The 21,411-nt window shown below is 32.7% G+C and carries 24 protein-coding genes; 14 read left to right on the top strand and 10 right to left on the bottom strand.

Annotated features, from left to right (window positions below; genetic code table 11):
* Positions 1 to 54: 54 nt before the first annotated feature.
* Genes CW751_RS10790 through CW751_RS10770 form a run of 5 tightly spaced genes read left to right on the top strand, consistent with a single transcriptional unit; the run spans position 55 to position 5,074 of the window.
* On the top strand, positions 55 to 378 hold the full coding sequence (locus tag CW751_RS10790) for a hypothetical protein (protein ID WP_101335043.1): 324 nt from the start codon (positions 55 to 57) through the stop codon (positions 376 to 378).
* A 27-nt stretch (positions 379 to 405) separates the two neighbouring features.
* Entirely contained in the window at positions 406 to 2,244 is a 1,839-nt protein-coding gene (gene mutL / locus CW751_RS10785; protein ID WP_101335042.1) for a DNA mismatch repair endonuclease MutL, read from the top strand.
* Complete coding sequence (locus CW751_RS10780) at positions 2,241 to 2,999, top strand: rhomboid family intramembrane serine protease (protein ID WP_101335041.1); 759 nt, start codon at positions 2,241 to 2,243, stop codon at positions 2,997 to 2,999. The genes mutL and CW751_RS10780 overlap by 4 nt, the downstream gene beginning before the upstream one ends.
* A 12-nt stretch (positions 3,000 to 3,011) precedes the next feature.
* The gene (locus CW751_RS10775) at positions 3,012 to 3,929 is read left to right on the top strand and encodes a rhomboid family intramembrane serine protease (RefSeq protein WP_101335040.1); all 918 of its coding nucleotides are present in this window, start codon (positions 3,012 to 3,014) and stop codon (positions 3,927 to 3,929) included.
* A 14-nt stretch (positions 3,930 to 3,943) separates the two neighbouring features.
* Entirely contained in the window at positions 3,944 to 5,074 is a 1,131-nt protein-coding gene (locus CW751_RS10770) for an endonuclease/exonuclease/phosphatase family protein (protein ID WP_101335039.1), read from the top strand.
* Here the strand turns inward: CW751_RS10770 and CW751_RS10765 are convergent.
* From CW751_RS10765 to CW751_RS10750, 4 genes are all read right to left on the bottom strand, one after another.
* Positions 5,061 to 6,005 carry a calcium/sodium antiporter gene (locus CW751_RS10765; protein ID WP_101335038.1) on the bottom strand — a complete coding sequence of 315 codons (945 nt, stop codon included), beginning with the start codon at positions 6,003 to 6,005 and terminating at the stop codon, positions 5,061 to 5,063. The genes CW751_RS10770 and CW751_RS10765 overlap by 14 nt on opposite strands.
* A 2-nt stretch (positions 6,006 to 6,007) precedes the next feature.
* A complete protein-coding gene (locus CW751_RS10760) occupies positions 6,008 to 6,415 on the bottom strand; it encodes a twin-arginine translocase TatA/TatE family subunit (protein ID WP_101335037.1) in 408 nt (135 codons plus the stop codon).
* 111 nt (positions 6,416 to 6,526) lie between these two features.
* Positions 6,527 to 7,642: a hypothetical protein gene (locus CW751_RS10755; RefSeq protein ID WP_101335036.1), complete on the bottom strand. Its 1,116-nt coding sequence runs from the start codon at positions 7,640 to 7,642 to the stop codon at positions 6,527 to 6,529.
* A complete protein-coding gene (locus CW751_RS10750) occupies positions 7,629 to 8,216 on the bottom strand; it encodes an RNA polymerase sigma factor (RefSeq protein WP_133122202.1) in 588 nt (195 codons plus the stop codon). Before CW751_RS10750 ends, CW751_RS10755 begins: the two co-directional genes overlap by 14 nt.
* A 453-nt stretch (positions 8,217 to 8,669) precedes the next feature.
* Between CW751_RS10750 and CW751_RS10745 the strand changes: the two genes are divergently transcribed.
* The 6 genes from CW751_RS10745 (at position 8,670) to rlmH (ending at position 13,159) form a co-directional block, all read left to right on the top strand.
* Positions 8,670 to 9,953 (top strand): paraquat-inducible protein A, encoded by a 1,284-nt coding sequence (locus tag CW751_RS10745; RefSeq protein WP_101335034.1) that lies wholly within the window; start codon positions 8,670 to 8,672, stop codon positions 9,951 to 9,953.
* A 163-nt stretch (positions 9,954 to 10,116) separates the two neighbouring features.
* Complete coding sequence (locus CW751_RS10740; protein ID WP_101335033.1) at positions 10,117 to 10,476, top strand: YraN family protein; 360 nt, start codon at positions 10,117 to 10,119, stop codon at positions 10,474 to 10,476.
* A 151-nt stretch (positions 10,477 to 10,627) separates the two neighbouring features.
* Positions 10,628 to 11,530, top strand: coding sequence for a pseudouridine synthase (locus CW751_RS10735; RefSeq protein WP_101335032.1), 903 nt, complete (start codon positions 10,628 to 10,630; stop codon positions 11,528 to 11,530).
* Complete coding sequence (locus CW751_RS10730; RefSeq protein ID WP_101335031.1) at positions 11,530 to 12,240, top strand: hypothetical protein; 711 nt, start codon at positions 11,530 to 11,532, stop codon at positions 12,238 to 12,240. The genes CW751_RS10735 and CW751_RS10730 overlap by 1 nt, the downstream gene beginning before the upstream one ends.
* 66 nt (positions 12,241 to 12,306) lie before the next feature.
* Entirely contained in the window at positions 12,307 to 12,696 is a 390-nt protein-coding gene (locus CW751_RS10725; protein ID WP_101335030.1) for a DUF4783 domain-containing protein, read from the top strand.
* On the top strand, positions 12,686 to 13,159 hold the full coding sequence (gene rlmH, locus CW751_RS10720) for a 23S rRNA (pseudouridine(1915)-N(3))-methyltransferase RlmH (RefSeq protein ID WP_101335029.1): 474 nt from the start codon (positions 12,686 to 12,688) through the stop codon (positions 13,157 to 13,159). The genes CW751_RS10725 and rlmH overlap by 11 nt, the downstream gene beginning before the upstream one ends.
* Positions 13,160 to 13,191: 32 nt before the next feature.
* On the opposite strand, the gene CW751_RS10715 is transcribed toward rlmH, so the two are convergent.
* The 4 genes from CW751_RS10715 to CW751_RS10700 all read right to left on the bottom strand — a co-directional run bounded on the left by CW751_RS10715 (position 13,192) and on the right by CW751_RS10700 (position 16,323).
* The gene (locus CW751_RS10715; protein WP_133122201.1) at positions 13,192 to 13,584 is read right to left on the bottom strand and encodes a hypothetical protein; all 393 of its coding nucleotides are present in this window, start codon (positions 13,582 to 13,584) and stop codon (positions 13,192 to 13,194) included.
* Between the two features lie 203 nt (positions 13,585 to 13,787).
* Positions 13,788 to 14,060 carry a 50S ribosomal protein L27 gene (rpmA, locus tag CW751_RS10710; protein WP_101335027.1) on the bottom strand — a complete coding sequence of 91 codons (273 nt, stop codon included), beginning with the start codon at positions 14,058 to 14,060 and terminating at the stop codon, positions 13,788 to 13,790.
* Positions 14,061 to 14,102: 42 nt separating this feature from the next.
* Entirely contained in the window at positions 14,103 to 14,414 is a 312-nt protein-coding gene (rplU, locus tag CW751_RS10705) for a 50S ribosomal protein L21 (protein WP_101335026.1), read from the bottom strand.
* A 988-nt stretch (positions 14,415 to 15,402) separates the two neighbouring features.
* On the bottom strand, positions 15,403 to 16,323 hold the full coding sequence (locus CW751_RS10700; RefSeq protein WP_101335025.1) for a DMT family transporter: 921 nt from the start codon (positions 16,321 to 16,323) through the stop codon (positions 15,403 to 15,405).
* Positions 16,324 to 16,408: 85 nt separating this feature from the next.
* Here CW751_RS10700 and CW751_RS10695 point away from each other — a divergent pair, with 85 nt between their 5' ends.
* Positions 16,409 to 16,804: a heavy-metal-associated domain-containing protein gene (locus CW751_RS10695; protein WP_101335024.1), complete on the top strand. Its 396-nt coding sequence runs from the start codon at positions 16,409 to 16,411 to the stop codon at positions 16,802 to 16,804.
* A gap of 159 nt (positions 16,805 to 16,963) precedes the next feature.
* Entirely contained in the window at positions 16,964 to 18,325 is a 1,362-nt protein-coding gene (locus CW751_RS10690) for an aldehyde dehydrogenase family protein (protein ID WP_205677821.1), read from the top strand.
* A 4-nt stretch (positions 18,326 to 18,329) separates the two neighbouring features.
* Here CW751_RS10690 and CW751_RS10685 read toward each other — a convergent pair whose 3' ends face one another.
* Positions 18,330 to 19,187 carry a transglutaminase family protein gene (locus tag CW751_RS10685; RefSeq protein ID WP_133122200.1) on the bottom strand — a complete coding sequence of 286 codons (858 nt, stop codon included), beginning with the start codon at positions 19,185 to 19,187 and terminating at the stop codon, positions 18,330 to 18,332.
* Positions 19,188 to 19,580: 393 nt separating this feature from the next.
* Between CW751_RS10685 and trmD the strand changes: the two genes are divergently transcribed.
* The gene (gene trmD / locus CW751_RS10680) at positions 19,581 to 20,255 is read left to right on the top strand and encodes a tRNA (guanosine(37)-N1)-methyltransferase TrmD (RefSeq protein ID WP_101335019.1); all 675 of its coding nucleotides are present in this window, start codon (positions 19,581 to 19,583) and stop codon (positions 20,253 to 20,255) included.
* Positions 20,256 to 20,265: 10 nt separating this feature from the next.
* On the opposite strand, the gene CW751_RS10675 is transcribed toward trmD, so the two are convergent.
* On the bottom strand, positions 20,266 to 21,303 hold the full coding sequence (locus CW751_RS10675; protein WP_101335016.1) for a hypothetical protein: 1,038 nt from the start codon (positions 21,301 to 21,303) through the stop codon (positions 20,266 to 20,268).
* Between the last annotated feature and the right edge of the window lie 108 nt (positions 21,304 to 21,411).

Genomic DNA, 21,411 nt, shown 5'->3' with positions numbered 1-21,411 from the left:
TTTTATTACTTTAAAATTTGATGTATCTTTATGGTTTAAAAGTAAAGTTATAGTATGCTAGAGCGAATTAAGTTCATGAAAGTGAACAGAAATAAGAAATTTGATTATACACCGCGTTATTATGATGCACGTAAAGAGCGTATAAAAATGATGCAAAAAGCGTATAGTGAAGAAGCTCAATTATCACTTACAGATCAACAAGCCAGATTAAAAGATAAAATGCAGAGTGCATGGCATACAGAGAAATCTTTTAGTCAACAATCTAGAGCAGCCAATATTCGTTTAATCATTATTTTAGTCGCCTTACTTTTAGGCGCTTATTTTATTTTAGATTACGTTGATATTTTTACTGCGGAAGTTATACATTTAGAACCTTAAGTCAAATCAAAAACAAGTAATCAAAAGATGTCAGAGGTAATTCGTTTACTCCCCGATAACATTGCCAATCAAATTGCTGCAGGTGAAGTAATTCAGCGACCAGCATCTGTGGTTAAAGAATTAATTGAGAATGCTGTTGACGCTTCGTCCTCAAAGGTTGAATTACATATAAAAGACGCGGGAAAAACCTCCATTCAAATTATAGACAATGGAAAAGGTATGTCTGCTATGGATGCCCAAATGTGCTTTGAAAGACATGCTACAAGTAAGATTGAAGCTGCTGCAGATTTGTTTAACTTGAATACAAAAGGATTTCGAGGAGAAGCATTAGCTTCTATTGCCGCTATTGCTCATGTTGAGTTAGAAACCATCGAAAAAGACCAAGAGGTAGGAACAAAAATTGAAATTGCTGGAAGTAAAATTAGCTTACAAGAACCTTGTTCACGTGCAAACGGCACCTCAATTTCTGTAAAAAACTTATTTTTCAATGTTCCTGCAAGAAGAAATTTTTTAAAATCAGACAATGTAGAAACCAAGCATATAGTTGAAGAATTCAACAGAATTGCATTAACACATCCTGAAATAGCATTTACATTCTCACACAATGGCAATGTAATTCACAACTTAGAATCGGCAGGTTTGCGCAAAAGAATTGTTGATTTATTTGGAAGAAATTTTAATAATAAACTTGTTCCGATAGAAGAGAATACAGATTTAGTCAACCTGAAAGGTTTTATTGTTAAACCAGAGTATTCCAAGAAAACTAGGGGAGAACAATACTTTTTTGTCAATAATAGATTTTTTAAAGATAGTTACTTGCACCACGCAGTAGTTTCTGGATATGATAATCTTATTGCTCCAAAACATTTTCCTTCGTATTTTATATATATGGATGTTCCCTCTGAAACATTAGACGTGAATGTTCATCCAACAAAAACCGAAGTTAAATTTGAAGATCAAAGAAATATTTATAGTATTCTGAGAAGTACGATAAAATTGGCCTTAGGAAAATACAATATAGCACCAAGCCTCGATTTTGAAAGAGAACCGCAATTTGACCTTACCATAGAACAGCAAAATAGCCCTATTCGGCAACCAGAAATAAAGGTAGATCCAACTTTTAATCCTTTTGAGACTTCAAACGCAGGTCAGGGTTCATCAAACAAAGGAAATTCGGCGCGACCCATGCCAAATACATTGCGTCCCAATAAAAAAGAGTGGGAAGATTTTTACGAAATAACAGAAGAAGAATTGACGCAAGAGGAGGACAGTACAAATCAAGAAATTGCTTTTGATAAACCACAACAGTCAAGCGGAAGTAAAATTCAAATTCATCGCAATTTAATATTTGTCCAAATTAAATCGGGCATTTTACTCATTCACTTGAACAGAGCCAATGAGCGCATCTTGTATGATGATTTAATGGAACAATTCATGCTTTCTCCAATTGCAGGCCAACAACTTATGTTTCCATACGAATATAATATGCAAAATACCCAGAAATTAGAATGGGAAAACAACGCAACTCATTTGAAACGTCTAGGTTTTGATTGGGATTGGCAAAAAAACACACTTGTTCTCTCTAGTATTCCGTCCATGCTTGAAATTGAGTATGTGACACAATGTTTAGATGGAATTGTTGAAAAAATAACGCATGAAGATCTAGATAAAGGTGAGTTGGTTCATGAATTAATTTTATCCTTATCAGCGGCGGCAACAAATTACAAGAACAAGGTGTTAAATGAAGAAGAATTAAATTACATCGTTGATCGAATTTTCCAAAGTGAGCAACATCAATATTCACCTAGTGGAAATAAAATTATGAGTACAATAACTTTAGAGGAACTTTATAAATATCTATCATGAACAATATCTTAGGAAACATGCCCCCAGTGGTTAAAAACTTGCTACTCTTAAACGTCGTAATGTTCATTATAAAGTTTTTAGGCGAAGCACAAGGCTTTCCCATTACCTACCTATTAGGAGGTTATGTTTTTAATTCCCCCTATTTTGAGCCGTATCAAATTGTCACTCATTTTTTCATGCATGGTGACTTTTTTCATATTTTATTTAACATGTTTGCCCTTGTTATATTTGGCTCTGCATTGGAACAAGTTTGGGGACCAAAACGTTTCTTTATCTTTTATATGACAACGGCGTTTGGAGCATTTTTCTTGCATCAAATCGTAGGATACATCGAAGTAAAACATATTGAGGACCAACTTGTTTCCGCGGGTTATGATCTTTTTATTTTACAAGAGAAAATAGCCAGCCTTCGATCCGGCTCAATTGATACTTTTAATATTATTGCCAACACCAATGGCTTGGTTCAAGATTACATGGTTGGGATTTCAACACCTGTTGTTGGAGCATCAGGGGCCGTATATGGTGTTTTAGTTGGATTCGGATATTTATTTCCCAATACAAGGCTTATGCTGCTCTTCCCTCCCATCCCAATAAAGGCCAAATACCTAGTAACCATTATGGTGGGTATAGCAGTATACAATTCATTCCTTTCCAATCCAGGCGACAATATTGCACATTTAGCGCATTTAGGTGGAGCTATCGTTGGATTTATATTGGTATGGATTTGGCAAAAAGACAAGAAAAGATTTTATTAAAATTCATCAATTATGAATCGTACATTTACGGATGAGGTTAAATATCAATGGAATAATGGTGGAATGCACATTAAATTAATGGGCATCAACCTTGTTGTTTTTATATTAATCAATGTACTGCTAGTTTTAGGTTCTTTATCGGTATCTTCTGGCAACCCAAATCCAATGGAAGGAATTGTATTTGACATTTTCACCTTACGTGGTGATGTCAAAGGCTTTTTAACTCATCCTTGGGGAATTTTCACGAGTATTTTTGCTCATTTCGACTTTATGCATATTGCTTTCAATATGCTTTTCTTTTATTTTATTTCACGTTTTTTTTTAATGTACTTCTCTAACAAGAGAATGTTATACACCTATATTCTTGGGGGAATTGCAGGTGGCTTATTTCAGATTTTAGCGTATGCTGTTTTTCCAAAACTTCAAGGTATGCAAACATTTGTTGTTGGTGCTTCTGGAGCAGTAAACGCAGTATTTATGGCCGCAGCTTTTTATCGACCAATGGCAGAAGTTCATCTTTTTGGTTTAGTAAAGGTAAAAATGATTTACATTGCTCTTTTTTATATACTTATTGACCTATTCAATATGGGCGGAAGCGGTAACGTAGCTCATTTTGCTCATCTCGGAGGAGCAGCATTCGGATTTCTCTCAATTTATAAAATTGGATCAAAAAATAACGTTGTAAATTTCACACAAACAACAATTGAGAATCTCAAAACTAGCTTAAGCAGTAAACCAAAAATGAAAGCCAAAAAAGGAGGAAAATCTTTTAGTAACACATCTGCGAAAAAACAAACAGATGAGGAGTACAATCTTAATAAAAAGAAAAAACAAGAAGAAATAGATGCTATTTTAGATAAAATATCTAAATCAGGGTATGATAGCTTGACCAAACGTGAAAAGCAAGTTCTCTTTGACCAAAGTAGGTAGACTAAAACAAACTTATGATCTTTTCATTGCTTAAACTTATTATCAGAATTACTACTTTCTTATTTTCTATAGGATTACTAATTAGTTATTTCAGTAGCTATGTTTCTCCAACAAGTATTTGGTATATTCAGTTATTTGGATTAGCCTATCCCCTACTTCTTGTGGGTACAATTGTTTTAACAATTCTAAATTTTCTTATTCGGAGAAAGTTTATTTTTTCACTGTTCATTCTTCTAGCCGGATTCTTTACCCATGTTAAGTATTTTGGCATTAGTACAAATAAAGCATCAAGCAAAACAATTGGTAGTATAGACGAGCAATTAACATTAATGTCTTTTAACGTAAAGCTTTTTGATGTTTATCAACTTGTTGAACCAGCATTAGAAAATAGTAAACTAGCTTTTAAAAATTTCTTAAAGGAGAACCAAGTAGATGTAATTAGTTTTCAAGAATATGCTGAAGATCCAACGAATAATTTGATTATTTCACCCGAAGCGATAAAAGAACACGGAGGGTATGACTATCATGTTAGCAATTTAACCCTAGAAGCCAATCGTCTAAAAGTCGGTCAAGCCATTTTTTCAAAATATCCAATCATAGCTTCAGGAACAATTGACAATTCAGAAGCAAATTTCCCCAGTCTTTTTGCTGATATAGTAAAAGATAAAGACACAATTCGAGTCTACAACTTTCATTTACAGAGCATTCGCTTTCAAAAAGATGAATACTCCTTGTTTGATCTTACAATTGAAAGTAAAAAAGATTATACACAGCGCATCACAGGACTTTTAAAAAAATTAAAAAAAGCCTATCCTTCACGTACTCATCAAGTGGAAAGAATAATAGCGCATGCATTAACTTCTCCATATACCACAATATTAATGGGAGATTTGAATGATCCTCCAACATCTTATGCCTATGCACAAATTGAAGCGCATTTTTCAGACGCTTTTCAAGTAGGTAGCTTTAATGCGACACGCACCTATGCAGGAAAAGTTCCAGCAGGAAGAATTGATTATATTTTTTATGACAATCAACTCGTGCCACTTTCCTTTAAAACCTATAAGGAAAAGGTGTTATCAGACCATTATCCAATTCAGGCTTCCTTTGCTCTATTAAACAAAGAGCAATCTAAAATAAAGTAATGATATAAGTAATATATAAACCAAGTAGTAGTACACCACTAAATCGACCTATTTTACGTCCAAATATCATCATCGGAAATAAAAGCAAAGCGATACCAATCATCCAATACATATCGTAATTCAATACATTTTCAGCCACAGCTATGGGCTGTACAATAGCTGTTAAGCCAAGGACAGCCATGATATTAAAAATATTACTCCCAATTAAATTACCAACAGAAATATCCGTTTCTTTTTTGTAAGCAGCAACTACACTAGTTGCTAATTCGGGCACAGAAGTACCAAACGCAATAATCGTTATACCGATTACATGTTTTGATATACCCGCTTCAACTGCTAAAGATTTAGCTCCTTCTATTAACCAATTAGAACCAAAATATAGACCGAGTAATCCTATTAACAAAAACCCGATATGCTTCCAAATAGAAATTTTGGCGGTTAACGCTTCAATTTCCGGACTCTCCGTTTTGTTTAGTCGCGTTGTTTTTCTTGTATTGAAAATGATAAAAATAATAAACCCAAGTAACAGCAAAAATAAAATTAAGCCCTCCCAACGGGATAAATTAAGATCCAAAGAAAAAACAAAGAATAAAACCGATGCTAACATCATCATTGGCCAGTCAAAACGAATTGTGTTTCTTGCCACGGGTATAGGAAAAATCAACACTGTTACCCCTAATACAAGTGCAATATTCGCAACGTTTGAACCAATTACATTTCCTATTGCAATTTCGGGTAATCCTTCACTTGCCGATTGCAGAGAAACGAGTAATTCAGGAGTTGAGGTCCCGAAAGAAACAACAGTAACTCCAATGACTAACTTAGAAAGCTTTGCTTTAACGGAAATACCTACAGCCCCTTTTACCAGATACTCTCCTCCAGCAATTAAAAGGACGAGCCCCACGATTATTAAAACGATATTATATAGCATTATTAATCGACTTGTTGATCAGGTTTCACATGCTCTTCTCCTGTATGATTTGGTTTTGGTTGAATAGTTGGAGGAACAGACTTCTGTTTTTTATCTACATCCTGAGCATTAATATTTTTGGCAATATCTGCTCCAGAATTCTGCAAATCATCCTTTAATTCTCTTACAGGCGCTTCAAGTGAATTTTTTGCTTCATGAATTGTTCGGTTTACATTCATGTCTCGTTTCATTTCTGTGCTTGTTTTACGAATTTCATCTTGTATATCTTGACTAGCATCTTTCACTTGACGTATTCCTTTTCCTAAGCCTCTTGCCATACCTGGTATGCTTTTCGCTCCAAAAAATATGAGAACAAAAAGTAGGATTATAATAATTTCTGAACCAGCAATACTATTGATGAATAAAAACATATCACAAAGATAGGAGAAAATGAGAATTGCAAGAAATTTAAACTAAAAACAATTCAAGAAATCCTTACCCGAACTTTAAACTGAAAATTTTGTCCTGAATAAAATCAAATTCTAAAAGGCAATACCTAACGAATAAGTAATGCTTTCTGAACCTTTTTCAAAACGTGGCAAGTTATTTATAGCTTTTATTAATGCTTCTTGATGCTTTGGATGTATTTGACCATAAATTTTGTGATCTTTCAATTTCCCTCGGGAGTTAATATGCAAATCTATCATAATACTCTTGGCATACTTATCCTCACCTTTGGAAACTTTTATGGGTTTTAATTTACCAATAAAATAATTTTGTAATGCGCGGTCTCCTCCTGGAAACTTAGGCACATCATCAATTGAATAACCTCCACTTGTACCTGATGAGGTATTGGTATTTTGAAATGGATTACCACCTTTGTTGGGTTTTGTACGCTTTAAGTCATTTGGATTTGTTTTTGCCAAAATTTGTACTTCCTGCACAGCCAAAAGGATGGTTGCAACTGATTCTTCTTTTGCATAAGTAAAAGTCCTTGTGTTATCAGTTTGACCTACTTTTTTCGCCTCATAAGCATCTGGGATTGGATCAATTGCAGTTGATTCTTGCGTTACATTATCCTTATTTGAATTATTTGTCTTTTCTTTAAATTCTGGAAGCTCAACCTGAATAAATTTTGGTTCCTCCTCATTTAGTTTTTCATTTTGTGCTGAACTTACAGACTCATCTAGGTTATTTTGATTCAAATCTCGATTATCTTCTTTTAATTCTTCCGTCTCTTTTTGTACACTCACATCTTCGTCCTCTTCCTTTTCAGCAGGTAAAACCTTATTATGTTGAGATTTTTTTATGGCAATATTTTTTGAAAATGCTTCAGCTACATATTTCTTTTGAACAGTATTTTTTTGAAATAAGATTCCAAATCCGATAAGTAGCGTTATCGCACTGAGTCCGATCCAAACACCATACTTCGACCAAAATCCTGGCTTTGTATAATAACGACTATTTATTTGAAGGTTCGTTTTTGAAGATACAGATTTTACAGCACTAGGACTGATTGTTGAAACTCCTTCAAAAACTGCTTTCACCATTGGATTATCATGGATCATTTCATCAATCCATTTTCTATCTGAAGATGATAAATTCCCTTTTTGATAAGCTACGAGCATATCAAAAGTGGGTAATTCATGATATTTCATTGACTGATTTGACATTTTTCTTCTCTAATTCAATTTTTATTTTTCTTTTCCCGTTTTGAAGGTGACTTTTCACTTCTTTTTCTGTCATGCTGTATTGATCAGAAATTTCTTTATAACTCTTGCCTTCCATATAAAAAGCTTTCACGCATTTTTCTTGAATGGGTTTAAGCTTGTCCAGTACTTCTTCTACTATTTCAGTCATCCTGCTTTCTTTGGTGTCAAAAAGCATATGAAATAAATCAGCGTCCCCATGGTCGTGAAGACCTTCTACTAATTCTACAGCTTGATGACTGCCTCTCTTTCGTTTTATTTTCAGCAACTGATTTCTAACCATAGTGTAATACCACCCACCAAAATTCTTTATTTGTGCTGTAGCCAACTCTTTATGCATTAACTCAAAGCACTCCATAACAGCATCTTCAGCATCGTGTTCATTTTTTAAGTAACTTAAAGCCAAAGAAACCGTCATTTCATTGTATCGTTCAAACAATAAACCCAAGTAGTACAAATCTTTTGTAGCCTGATATTTTGAGACCAAGTCTACATCGGAATACTGTGCATATTTTCTCAGCAACTTTAAAAACACTCAAAAAAATTAAAAATTCAGTTTAAACTTATCCTTTTTCTATCTAATAGGGAAATTAAAAGTAAAGATTCCACACTTTTATGAAAATATTTTTTTAGATTAGAAGATAATCCTCTCTGAATAAAAGCGTTCGACTATTAAAATCATCAGTTATTTCATCCAAAACAACACTTTGTGAGGATGTTAATTTTGCCTAAAATTCTCATTTCCACCTCAGAAAACCGATATAATTTAAAAATGATATTAATTTTAATGCTTTAACGGGAACTTTACCAGTAGTTTAATAAACTACAATAAAAAGTACTACTTTTAATTTGGTAAGATCTGGATTTTGCCAGTTAACCGTTTAATCACATGATTGACAGCTTAGATCTATTTATTGGCAAAGTATCGAATCGGTATTTAATTTAATAAGTGCTCTTGAAACAGAAATCTACACAAATGAAAAAGGATTTAAAAAGCAAAATAATTCTTCTTTTAATGACGGTACCTCTATTGGTTAGCGCCATTATTTTGTCAATAAATGTTTACAATGACGGACAAAAGAGAGCTCAAATTAAAGCTGATTACAGTGAACTGAATTACATTGACAATGGTGTTTTGTCTGTTACCGCATGGAAAGAAACTTTTGAAAACATATTTGTAAATCAAATTGAAACCTTCGAATTAAATAAAAAACAGGATAGTTTACTTCACTTACAATTAACCGATTTAATTAAAGGCCTGGTAGACAAGGCAGACAGTACAATTCAAGTTGAAGATGATGGTTTAAAAAACACGTTAAGAAAATGGATTGTTGATGCTTTTGTTAATCCTGAAGAAATAAAAGCAAGTGCTCCTCAATTTAGCCGGGCAATAATTGACGAAGTATTAAAAGATAAAAATAAAGATAGACTTAAAACTTTAGCCAAAAGTAAACTTAATGAGTTTACAGAACAAACTTATGACAATCAAGATTCAAGTAAAATAAAATCAATTTATGCCAAATACAATTTTGAATTACATGAAAATGTAAATCCTAAACTTTTAGCGAAAGCAAAAAAGATAGAAATAAAAAATTACCTTGAAACATTTATTATTGTTGGTATTGTAATCCTTTTTCTCCTTGCATGGTTCTACGTAATTAAACATGATTATCTACAAAAAATAATGTTTCTATTCTCTGTTTGTCTTGCTATTACCGTTCTTTTTGTTGGGTTAACAAGCGCAATGATAGAAATTGATGCACGAATCAACAGCTTTAACTTTGTACTCCTGGGGGAGCAAGTTCATTTCGATGATCAAGTAATATTTTACCAAAGTAAAAGCATACTTGAATTGGTTAAAATATTATTCGTAACAGGAAAATTGGATTCTATATTAGTTGGTGTACTGGTACTTTCTTTTAGTGTGTTACTGCCCTTAACAAAGCTTATATGTACAGAAATTTATCTTTTTGGAAAACAAAAATGGCGTTCTAATAAGATTCTTAAATGGCTGATCTTTAAATCTGGGAAATGGTCAATGGCTGATGTAATGGTTGTAGCTATATTCATGGGGTATGTTGGTTTTAATGGTATTTTAGATGATCAAATTGAATACCTGAACATTTCATCAGAAACAATGAATAGTATTGCAACAAATAATACCTCACTTCAACCAGGTTATATTCTTTTTATTACTTATGTTGTTTATGCCTTGATTTTATCTGTTATTTTAAAGAAAATCATCAAAAATAGGTCGTGATTCATCCTATTTAACTTAACACTTGCTTTTTACAATAAAAATGAAAGCACCTCCTTACGTAACTGATGCTATTAAAAAAGTGTATTGTATTTTTTTAAATATATACTTTTTATTGTGAAGGATTTTAATTAACTTAGATTAACTTAATCAAAAAAATCAAATTATGACCACCAAAGAATTAGGCGATTTTGGCGAACAACTTGCTCGTCAATATTTAATAAAAAAAGGATTAACCATAATCGAAACAAATTATCGATATAACAGAAATGAAATCGATATTATTTATGAGACGCCTGGAAAAATTAATTTCGTTGAAGTGAAAACAAGAAAAACAGAAGCTGCTGGTCCACCATGGAAGTCTGTTACCCGTCACAAACAAAATCAAATAATAAAATGTGCGCATCACTACATCGTTTCAAATGATTTAGATGTGGAAGCACAATTTGACATTATTTCGATTGTTCACAATAGTTATGGAACAAAAATCCTACATATAGACGAAGCTTTTTACCCCAGGGTATAATTACAAGACGTATTTTGGATTTTTAAACGAAATATTTATCTCTTTTTTTCTTTAAGTAGGAATTTTAGGCTTCAAAAAAATAGGAGAAGACGCCTTAAATATCTTCTTTTATCTATCTGATTCTGTATCTTTGTCAAATAATAATTTTATTATGAGTACAAACAGAGACGGAAATCCAAAAAGCAAAGAGAATAGAAAAGGAAAGACTTCTAAGTATGCTGGAAAAAACTTAAAGTACATTTCCAAAAACAAAGGAAAAAACAAGAAGGAAGATAGTCCTTCAAAGCCTGCTGGTTTGCCAAAAAGAAAACGAACCAACAAAGGAGAACCGTTACCAAAGTTCAATGATAAAATCAGACTAAATAAATATCTAGCTAATGCAGGAATATGCTCTCGACGTGAAGCAGACGTATTGATTTCTTCAGGCGTTGTTAGTGTGAATGGTAAAACCATTGTTGAACTAGGTTATAAAGTCTCACCTACGGATGAAGTAAGATATGATGGAGCTACTGTTAAGCACGAAAACAAAAGATATATATTAGTTAACAAGCCAAAAGATTTTACTTATAAGTATGAAGAAGACCCAACAAAAAAATCAGTTTATCAACTGATTAAGAAAGCATGTCCTGAAATAGTAATGCCTGTAGGTAAAATGGATCGTAGCGCATGTGGCTTGATGCTATATACGAATGATTCAGATATGGAAAAGAAATTAACCCATCCCAAATTTAAAGTCGCTCAGTTGTTCCATGTAGTTTTAGACAAACCAGTTTCAGATGAAGATTTAGAGAAATTAACGAAAGGTCTTTATGTTGACGATAAGGTGTTTAGCGTTGAGGAAGCAAGTTTTGTCAACGGAAAGCCTCACAATGAAATTGGTGTTAGGGTCTTGTCACACAAAAGCAATATGGTAAAGTTGATGATGGGTAAAATGGGATATGAAATAAAAATTCTTGATCGTGTCGAGTTTGCGCGATTAAACAAAAAAGATTTACCACGTGGACATTATCGACATTTAACAGAGGCAGAAATTGGATATTTAAAAATGAGCTGATGAAAAACATAATTTTACTGTTGTTATTATGCCTACTCACATTTGTTAGTTGTAAAAATGACACTACACAGCACGAGAGTAATAGTAAGGAAGTAGACAACTTAAAATCATACTTCTATCCTTCGGACAGTCTATTCCCTACGATTTATGCATACAAGAATTCCATTAATCCTCTTGAAGAAAAGTTTCATCGATTTTACAAGCAGGAAAATGAGAAAGATACAGGCTTAGTATTAGAATTCTACAATTCAAAATTAATGATTACTGAAGCATTTACATTATCTCTAAATAGCTTTGAGGTAATGGATCATATGATTGTAGATGGAGATGGTAAAAAAAGAAAAGCAAAAGTATCAGAAAAACAATTTTTCCCAATTAATGAAGATGTTAAAACTAGTTTTACCTCTGACTTTCCTTCACATTTAGATTCTATCACCTTGATTTACCAATCAAAGAAACATGTTTACGATTCTATTTTTAAAATGTCTTTTTTAGATACGATTGCGCCTACAATTTTAGTTAAAGACTCTGTACGATATATATTTGCCAACACAACCACCAAAGAAGTTGGTTCACAAACATCTGTGATTAATAGGTACTATGCTAAAGGATATGGACTTGTTAGATGGACATCTGAAGATGGTAAAAATGTTTATGAAATTAGTTCCATTCTCAACAATCAGTTTTGGACACAACTCCAACAACAATAAGCTTTTACAAGGCATAAAATTATAGGCATAAAATTTGCTATTATTTCTTGAGAATTACGAAATGAAATGAATTATATAGTCGCATCTTTTTTTGGTATTTACTTTATGCTAATGTCAATTTTAGCAATTCCTTACAATGATGTTCAAAAAGCTTTTGAACAAGGTAATGCAAGTAAAATAGTAAGCTATGGAACCGCCAAGTTACTTATTTCTATTAATGGAAAAGAAGGAGTTTATAGCAAATCGCAAGGAACACAAGTTCTCAGTGGTTTTTTTAAAAAACACCCACCCAATTCTTTCACCTTTAACTTCAAAGGAAAAGAGGAAGGAGCTTCAAGTTTCGCTGTAGGAGAATACCAATCAAAAGAAAAGTTTCGCGTGAGTTTAAAGTTTAAAAACGTCAAAAAACAACATCAAATCGAATCCATTACCATCTCATCATCTTATGAAAAGTAAGTTAATTTATGTTGGAAAAACGGGTAAATCCTTTTTAAAAGAAGGAGAAAAAGAATATTTCAAACGCCTAAATCGATATATTCCATTTGAAATCATTGAGATTAATGATGTAAAAAATGCCAAAAAAAGGTCAGAGGAAGAGATCAAACAAATCGAAGGAGAACAGATCTTAAAAAAACTAAAAGGGAATGATTTTTTAATTTTATTAGACGAAAAAGGCAAAGAGTTTACTTCCATTAATTTTTCTAAATATATTCAAAAACAGTTTAATGCTGGTCATCAAAATCTGACTTTCGTTATTGGAGGCCCTTACGGCTTTTCAAATGAAGTTTATAAACGTGCAAATGACAATATAGCATTGAGTAAGCTTACTTTTTCTCATCAAATGATTCGCATGTTTTTTCTTGAACAAATGTACAGAGCAATGACGATTTTAAAAAATGAACCCTATCACCATCAATAAATTGTCGAACCTAATTACTTGTGGCATGCTAACTAATAGATCTTAAAATAACTGATACTATCTAGTATTAACTCCCACTCTCCATTACTATTAACAAAAGGTTCACGATCTACACGTTGAATTTGTTGGACTGAATTTCCAACTTGAATTCCATTGCTGGCTTTATTAAACTTAACTTTACCTGTTTGAAAAAATAAACATCCCTCGAACGCTTCGTCTTTATCACAACCGATTCCAAAACCACTATCTTGTCCATCAATAGTAAGATAATTTCTGATAGAATCACTTTTACTAGGGGAGTAATATACTTTAGTGTGCCACTCGCCTTTAAAATCTTCGTTATACTTCTCTATATTTTGAACATTACAAGAAAATAATAGAACTAAAACGAAAGTTCCGATTGTAAAATAAATTATTGACTTCATTGATAGTAAATTAACTATTTTCATCGGAAAATTAAACATTTTTTAATTGTTAATCGATATAATGAGTAGAAAACAGAAAATCAATTTATAAAACAAAATAAAATTAGGTAGATTGTCGATGCTTTTAAGGTTAAAAAAATTTGAATATAAAAAAATGCCATCAACAAAAGTTGACAGCATTTGAATATTTACTAGCTTTTTAATTAAGCTTTAGCAGCGTCTTCGCGTGGAACAACCGATACATAAGAACGATTGTCTTTTTTCTTTCTGAATTCTACAACTCCTGATTCTAATGCAAACAATGTATGGTCTTTACCAATTCCTACATTTAAACCTGGATGATGTTTCGTTCCTCTCTGACGAACAATAATGTTTCCTGCAATTGCAGCTTGTCCTCCAAAAATCTTCACACCCAATCGTTTACTTTCTGATTCACGACCGTTTTTTGAACTTCCGACTCCTTTTTTATGTGCCATCTTTGTTTAATTTTTTAAAGTTCTTATAATAAAAACCTATAATTATGCTTTTATACCCGTAATTGTCACTTCCGTCAGGTGCTGACGATGACCATTTTGTTTTTGGTATCCTTTTCTTCTTTTCTTTTTGAAAACAATTACTTTGTCTCCTTTCAAGTGACGTTCTACTTTTGCAGAAACTAAACCACCTTCTATAGCTGGGGCGCCAACGTTGATTTTCCCTTTGTCACCTGTTAATAAAACGCGATCGAAATCAATTTTATCTCCTTCTTTTGCGTCTAAACGGTGAACAAACAAACGTTGATCTTTTTCAACTTTAAATTGTTGCCCTGCTATCTCTACAATTGCGTACATAGCTAATTTAATTAATTATTATTTTTCTGAAAAATTTCAGATGGCAAATATAATAAATAAATCTTTAATAGAGAACAGTTGATCAGAAATAAAATGGAGCACGCTTACAAAAAAACAACATCTAACAGTCAAATTTATAACCACAACGCATCAAGCAACTTATTTAATCTGCATTATTGATGAGATTATTTTTGATTTTAGACAAGATTCGAAATTTACAGATAATAGTATTCTATATCAGTAAATTACAAGTGAAATATAAAATTAAAAGAATCCAAGCATCAAATAGTCGATATCCAAATTTGGGTAGCTTTACATTCTCTTACAAATAGAGCAATCACATAAAACCAACTCATTAGGGATTTTAATGAAAGAATACGATGAATAATTCTATCTAACAAATTGACTAACCCGGATTATTCATGCATTTAATTTTAAATCTATTCTAGGCACAAGACCTAAAGTAATATATGTATATTTCGCGGGGCTTGTAACGACGAATAGATCAAAATTAAATCAAAATCTTACAAATACACAAATACCCAAAAATGGGTTTCTCAAATTTTACAGGAAACACAGTTAAAATACTGACTTACAGATGTTAATATTCTTAAACTTTAAGATTGGTGAATAATTCGGGCTAAGTTACTAAAATCAGCTATTTTATATCACAAAAGCCCCGCTACTTTAGAATACAGGTAATATTTTGAGTCACGATTTTTTTTGTCATCATTTTTGTTTTGCTACGCGACAAAAATGCCGCCAAAAACAATTATACCGATATTTATAGCCCCGTGTAAGCGAAGCGCAACGCGGGGCTATAATTACTTGACACCTTCAGCGTCAGGTGTAATTCAATCTAAAAAATTCGACTTAGTCGATGAAGTTAGCTATTTTATGTTACAAAAGACCCTGTCTTGGAATGTGGGTTAAGACTTTCATGTTAAGTCAGAAAAACACCTTCCTTAAAGTGAGGCGATTAATCTTTTTATTTTCCAATAGATGGTACTTTATGCTTCATACGATTTGCTACATAAACACCTATTAAGATAATAAACATAGCTGCAATCTGCAGCCAACTAATTACTTCACCATCCAAAAAACCAATTAAAACAGCTACGATTGGAATTAAGTAAGTTACGCTACTTCCATACAATGCTGAGGTTTTGCTTATCACATAATTAAATAAAATCAATGATAAAGCTGTACCAAGAATCGCTAAGATCAAAATATAAATGAGCGCTTGAGACGCGTGTTCATTTTCAATAATTGTTTTGGGTGTATCAAAAAATAAGAACAAAAATAAAGCAGGCAAAAAGGCAAAAACAAAAGCTACTGAGGTGACTTTTAATGGTGGTAAGTGGCTTAAATTATAACGCATTGTATTTGTGCTAAGCGCATAACAAAGCGTTGCCAGTATAATTGCTAAAACATGTAGATAAGTACCTGAAGTATCAATTACAGAAACTCCATTTACAAGAACAATTATACCAATCGTACCAATCAAAACACCTAATATTTGATTTTGAATTAGTTTCTGCCGAAACAGCAAAACACCTATAATCAATGTAAAAATTGGCGTTGTACTATTTAACATACCTGCATATCCAGAACTAATTCCGGTTTCTGCAAAAGTAAAAAGAAAAGCAGGTATAAAGCTTCCTGCCAGAGATACCACAGCTAAACTCACTCCAATTTTAAAAGAAGTTATCATTTTGAGCGATCGAATACCGATTGGCAAAAGAACCGTAGAAGCAAAAAGCATTCGCATCGAACCAACTTGGTTACTACTAAAAATTGCGTCGCCAGTTTCCTTATCAATCATCCCTCTTTTCATTAAAATAAACGAACTTCCCCACACCAAGGACAAGACCAAAAGCAACAAGGCATTTTTCACACTTGATTTCATACCGCAAAAGTAGTATTTCTTTAAAGATTATCTGGCGAGATAGTATGATAACTAAACTTTGTTTATCTTTGTTTAAAAAGTAAGTATGCGCAACATCTTAAGTTTCATTCTTTTTACAGTAATTATTGTCAGTTGCTCAGAACAACCCGTTTTAATCGACAATAAAGAAGTACAAGAAGAGCAAGTAAAACCTACTCATATTGCCACTTTTGAGGTGGAAGGAATGATGTGCCAAAAAGGGTGTGGAGCTGCAATTAGAAAAGGATTAATCGACGCAGGCGGAGTAAGTACAGTTGAAGTTGACTTTAAAGAATCTGACCCTAAAAGTGAAATCAATGTATATTTTGACAGCGACCAAACTAACACAGAGCAAATGTTAACTGTAATTGGGAGTCTAGCAGAAATGCGGTATTCAGCTAAACTTGTTAAAATCACTGAATCAAAAATAACCAAAGCAATTGTTGAAGGTGTTAAGGTTTAAAAAATAAAGTAAACTTTTTCACAACATCCACATCAAAATTACGTCCAATTGAAAACATCAAATCGTACCGAATCTTATTCCGGTAACAATTAACTATTTTTTTGTGTTATAAACACTTTTCCACTTGTTCAAATTGCAAATATAATTTATATTAGAGATATGAATGTTATAAATCCGTACACCCAAGAAGTAATTGGTGAGATCACATTAAGTGATGAAAATGAGGTGGAAAAACTCATTGATAAAGCTATTGAAGCTAAAGGAAAAATGCGCAAATTATCTTCAGGAGAAAAAGCTCATATCTTAAAAGAAATCATAAAAGGAATTGAACAAAAAAAGGAAACTTTTACAGAAACGATCATTCAAGAAAGTGGAAAACCTTTTAAGTACGCTAAAGCTGAGGTAGAAAGGGCTATACAATCTTTTAAATTCGCAGCAGAAGAAGCCACAAGATTACCACATGAGCTTTTCGATTTGGACGCAACTGAAAAAGGAAAACATCTGCGAGGTGAGTTAATTTACTTTCCTAGAGGAATTGTATTTGGCATTTCACCTTTTAATTTTCCATTTAACTTAGCTGTTCATAAAATTGCACCAGCCATAGCAGCTGGTTGTCCCATACTTCTAAAACCATCGAGTAAAACCCCTTTAACAATGGAGTTATTAAAAGAAGTTATTTCTACTACAAAACTCCCAAAAGGCGCCTTTGAAATCATTCATTGCTCAAGAGAAACAGGAAACAATATTATCGCACATCCAAAAATAGATGTACTTTCATTTACTGGCTCACCTGGCGTAGGTTGGAAAATGAAAGCTATGGCTAAGAAAAAGCACACGGTTCTCGAACTTGGAGGGAATGCAGCGGCAATAGTTGCGCAAGATGCAGACCTAAAGCTTGCAGTTGAAGAATTACTCGTTGGTGGATTTGCTTATTCTGGTCAAGTTTGTATTCACACACAAAGAATATATACTCACAAATCTATTTTCGAACAATTCAAAACTTTATATTTAAAAAGAGTTGAACAGCTTAAAATTGGCGATCCACTTGATCAAGCAACAGATTTCGCTATTATGATTGACTTAGAAAATGCCAAACGTGTTGAAAAATGGGTCAAAGAAGCAACCGACAATGGAGCTGAATGTCTTTTGGGAGGCGAACGCGTAAATAATTTTTACACACCTACTATTTTAACGAATGTAAAGAAAGGTTTAAAAGTTAGAGATGAAGAAGTTTTTGGTCCTGTTGTTATAATAGAACCTTACGCAACTCTTAATGAGGCAATACACACAGTAAATGATAGTCGCTGGGGACTTCAGGCTGCGCTTTTCACCAATGATATTTCTAAAAGAAATTTAGCGTTTAATCAACTAGAAGTTGGTGCACTAATTCACAATAAGTCAACTACATTTAGAGTAGACAATATGCCTTATGGAGGAATAAAAGACTCTGGTTTTGGCAGAGAAGGAATTAAATATACGATGAAAGATTATCTTGAACCTAAGTTACTGGTTAGAGAATAATCGTTTAAACTGCTTTAAATATTTCAAGAAGCTCATCAATATCATTTAATTTATACCGAAAGTTAATTTGATTTTCATAAGCTATGCGCAGTTCAGTTAAATACCTCTTAATGATTAAACTATTTGAAGAAGGTTCGAATTGACCTTTATTATGTGGCAAACCATCTTTTACGAAAGCTTCTTTAAGGTATTGGGGTTCAACTATCATCCCTTTTAAGCTCATGTCCACATAAAACAAAACACCATTATTGTGTACTCCCCAATTCAAAATGGAGAGCAAATTTGATTGATCTAAATAAGCCAACACAAAAGGAACACGCATATTTAAACTAGTTACGCCATATAAAGGAATATCTAATGATTGAGCGACAACACTATAAATCAAACCTAATGAAATTCCTCTTCCCTCACGTGTATCTAATACGGCATTGACCAATAAATCAAATGGTGTACAAGTTGAGGAGTTGGCGAGAGAGAAGTTTAAATCATCAAAAAAAACACTATTTAAAGCAGAAATTTTCTCAAAACTGGTTTGTTTAGTGTTTGTTTTTAGCCAACATTGTCTCCGTATACTCATAAACTGTTGTTCAAATTCGTGTTTATCCAAATCTGGAAATTGATAAGAACAAACAAGGAATAACGCTTCAAGTAATGACTTTTGGTCTGTATTCAACCAAGCAATCAAACCTTTTTTGACTTTACTAAACTTTAAGGTATTTAAGACATCTGTCACAATGTGGAGTTGTTCTTCTTTAAAATAACAATCATCAGCCAAAACTTCTAAATCAGGTATGATTTGATCACCATACTCTAGCAGTTTTGTTCGTGCATGAGCTACAACCATAGGGTCAGTATCGCCCATAAGTTTAATCAGTGCATGTATGGATGTTTTTGTTATCACACTACAAAGATAGGTTAGAATAAAGTGATTTTTAATGTATTGCCAAATGGTTATAAAAAGGCAAATGTTAATAGCTGCATATTATGTAAACAACTTCATTCTTTTAGTAATCAAAAAATATTAAAATAGAGTAAAGATACTCCATCTTTACACACTGAATAAACTAGAATATAACGTACTCTCTTTTACTTGACAAAATCCTTCCATATTTGAATATCAAGGATATCAAGATAATCGAGATGACGGTTGTGTGGTCGGAAAGCAAACGAAAGGAAAGAATATCAGAAAGGCATTTTAATTATTAAAGACATTATCATTTTCCTAGCGATTCATCTTAATTTGTATTTTTGCAATATGAGAATAGATATTTTAACTGTAGTACCTGACTTGCTGCAAAGTCCATTTAATCATTCAATTTTGCAACGCGCCAAAGACAAAGGCTTGGTTGAAGTCCATATTCACAATATTCGCGACTATTCAACCGATAAACATAAAAATGTAGATGATTATCAATATGGCGGTGGAGCGGGAATGGTCATGTCAATTCAACCGATTGCAGATTGCATTGAAAAGTTAAAATCAGAAAGAAAATACGATGAAATTATTTATATGACACCCGACGGCGATGTCTTTGATCAATCAACTGCTAATAACTTGAGTAGATTTAAAAACTTAATCTTGTTATGCGGTCATTATAAAGGCGTAGATGAACGAGTTCGGCAATTATATATTACTAAGGAAATTTCAATAGGATCTTACGTTCTTTCTGGCGGTGAGTTAGCGGCTGCCGTAATAGCTGATAGTATTATTCGTCTACTTCCTGGTGTATTAAATGATGAAACATCAGCCTTAACAGATAGTTTTCAAGACGACCTACTCTCCCCTCCTATTTACACACGCCCCGCTGATTACAAAGGGCATAAGGTTCCTGAGGTATTGCTTTCAGGAAATTTCAAAAAAATTGAAGAATACCGAGAAGAAGAGGCTTATAGAAGAACCAAGGAAAGACGCCCTGACTTATTAAAATAACTCTTTTTATTTAAAATTGATCTTGGTAAAACCTCATATATGAACGGAAAAGAACGAAAACTGAAGACAAGAACAGACCTAAAAATAAAGCCAAGAAAATAAATTTAAGATCCCTTGTTAGCCCTCCATTCATTTTTTGAAGTTCTCCTTCTGTTAATTGAATAAAGTTACTACTAAAAACCCCTCCAAAAAGTGCTGAAAGTTGATTTGTTTCATTAGCATCATTAAGTTTTTCCATCAGCGTTTCACTTTTAACTAATTGATTTTTTAAAACTTCTAATTCTACCTCTTGATATGACAACAGCATTTCTCGGTAATAATGTTTACCTTGTTCACCATTTAGAAGCATAGCAATCAAAACACCTCTTTCGCTTCCCTTCAAACTATTTACAATACGATCATCTATTAAATTGTTTAAATTAGTTTTGTCTGTATTTACCTCACTTTTAGACAAATTATCTTTTCTTAGCACCTCAACAAATTGCTGTTTAGAAGCGATTTCAAGCATTAAATCATCAACGTTATTTTTTAGCTTTGACATGAAATTGATATACATATCATTCAAAATTGTGCTATCCGTTAAACTTAAAAAACGATTCAAAGCAGATCGATTAAGGTTATTTAAAACATCCCCCTCAACCCCTTGCACTATTAAATCATATTTTTTCGGATAAACAACACCTGATGTTTTCGCATCAAATTTAACCTCGTCTTCAATTACAGTAAATTGAACATCCTTTGGATTATTTATACCAAACTTATTACAAACACTATGCTTAAAACTATTCTTCTCCAAAAGTTCTGTATAATGCGATGGATTTCGCGTCTTATATTTATAAATGCCATAAGGAGTTTCTATTTGTTCATCAAGCGAAATTGAGAAGGATGACTTTGAGACTACATTTTTAGGCAACAAAAACACATAAATTAAGGTGACAGTAAGAAAAACTGCGGCTGTAATAAGAATCAGCTTTCTGTTTTTAATCAATTCAATAAAGTAATCAAAATCCCTATTACTTTTAACGTTATTTTGTTGCTTATCTGACATGCGCTTAATTTTAGTCGCAATAATACTAAAAATTATGGTTTTAAATTTAAAGAAGAATGAAGATTGTGAATTTAAAATCTAGCATTTCACTGAAAATTCTTGCGTAGT

It is taken from the genome of Brumimicrobium salinarum (genome assembly GCF_002844555.1).
Lineage (GTDB): Bacteria > Bacteroidota > Bacteroidia > Flavobacteriales_D > Crocinitomicaceae > Brumimicrobium > Brumimicrobium salinarum.
The sequence above is the reverse complement of the archived record's forward strand: the minus strand, read 5'-3'. Positions and strand labels throughout refer to the sequence as shown.

What these genes read in the sequence shown, in the direction of transcription:
- CW751_RS10790 (WP_101335043.1), top strand. Translation starts at nt 55, where the DNA reads ATGCTAGAGCGAATTAAGTTCATGAAAGTGAACAGAAATAAGAAATTT.
- mutL (WP_101335042.1), top strand. Translation starts at nt 406, where the DNA reads ATGTCAGAGGTAATTCGTTTACTCCCCGATAACATTGCCAATCAAATT.
- CW751_RS10780 (WP_101335041.1), top strand. Translation starts at nt 2,241, where the DNA reads ATGAACAATATCTTAGGAAACATGCCCCCAGTGGTTAAAAACTTGCTA.
- CW751_RS10775 (WP_101335040.1), top strand. Translation starts at nt 3,012, where the DNA reads ATGAATCGTACATTTACGGATGAGGTTAAATATCAATGGAATAATGGT.
- CW751_RS10770 (WP_101335039.1), top strand. Translation starts at nt 3,944, where the DNA reads ATGATCTTTTCATTGCTTAAACTTATTATCAGAATTACTACTTTCTTA.
- CW751_RS10765 (WP_101335038.1), bottom strand. Translation starts at nt 6,005, where the DNA reads ATGCTATATAATATCGTTTTAATAATCGTGGGGCTCGTCCTTTTAATT.
- CW751_RS10760 (WP_101335037.1), bottom strand. Translation starts at nt 6,415, where the DNA reads ATGTTTTTATTCATCAATAGTATTGCTGGTTCAGAAATTATTATAATC.
- CW751_RS10755 (WP_101335036.1), bottom strand. Translation starts at nt 7,642, where the DNA reads ATGAAATATCATGAATTACCCACTTTTGATATGCTCGTAGCTTATCAA.
- CW751_RS10745 (WP_101335034.1), top strand. Translation starts at nt 8,670, where the DNA reads ATGAAAAAGGATTTAAAAAGCAAAATAATTCTTCTTTTAATGACGGTA.
- CW751_RS10740 (WP_101335033.1), top strand. Translation starts at nt 10,117, where the DNA reads ATGACCACCAAAGAATTAGGCGATTTTGGCGAACAACTTGCTCGTCAA.
- CW751_RS10735 (WP_101335032.1), top strand. Translation starts at nt 10,628, where the DNA reads ATGAGTACAAACAGAGACGGAAATCCAAAAAGCAAAGAGAATAGAAAA.
- CW751_RS10730 (WP_101335031.1), top strand. Translation starts at nt 11,530, where the DNA reads ATGAAAAACATAATTTTACTGTTGTTATTATGCCTACTCACATTTGTT.
- CW751_RS10725 (WP_101335030.1), top strand. Translation starts at nt 12,307, where the DNA reads ATGAATTATATAGTCGCATCTTTTTTTGGTATTTACTTTATGCTAATG.
- rlmH (WP_101335029.1), top strand. Translation starts at nt 12,686, where the DNA reads ATGAAAAGTAAGTTAATTTATGTTGGAAAAACGGGTAAATCCTTTTTA.
- CW751_RS10715 (WP_133122201.1), bottom strand. Translation starts at nt 13,584, where the DNA reads ATGAAGTCAATAATTTATTTTACAATCGGAACTTTCGTTTTAGTTCTA.
- rpmA (WP_101335027.1), bottom strand. Translation starts at nt 14,060, where the DNA reads ATGGCACATAAAAAAGGAGTCGGAAGTTCAAAAAACGGTCGTGAATCA.
- rplU (WP_101335026.1), bottom strand. Translation starts at nt 14,414, where the DNA reads ATGTACGCAATTGTAGAGATAGCAGGGCAACAATTTAAAGTTGAAAAA.
- CW751_RS10700 (WP_101335025.1), bottom strand. Translation starts at nt 16,323, where the DNA reads ATGAAATCAAGTGTGAAAAATGCCTTGTTGCTTTTGGTCTTGTCCTTG.
- CW751_RS10695 (WP_101335024.1), top strand. Translation starts at nt 16,409, where the DNA reads ATGCGCAACATCTTAAGTTTCATTCTTTTTACAGTAATTATTGTCAGT.
- CW751_RS10690 (WP_205677821.1), top strand. Translation starts at nt 16,964, where the DNA reads ATGAATGTTATAAATCCGTACACCCAAGAAGTAATTGGTGAGATCACA.
- CW751_RS10685 (WP_133122200.1), bottom strand. Translation starts at nt 19,187, where the DNA reads ATGGGCGATACTGACCCTATGGTTGTAGCTCATGCACGAACAAAACTG.
- trmD (WP_101335019.1), top strand. Translation starts at nt 19,581, where the DNA reads ATGAGAATAGATATTTTAACTGTAGTACCTGACTTGCTGCAAAGTCCA.
- CW751_RS10675 (WP_101335016.1), bottom strand. Translation starts at nt 21,303, where the DNA reads ATGTCAGATAAGCAACAAAATAACGTTAAAAGTAATAGGGATTTTGAT.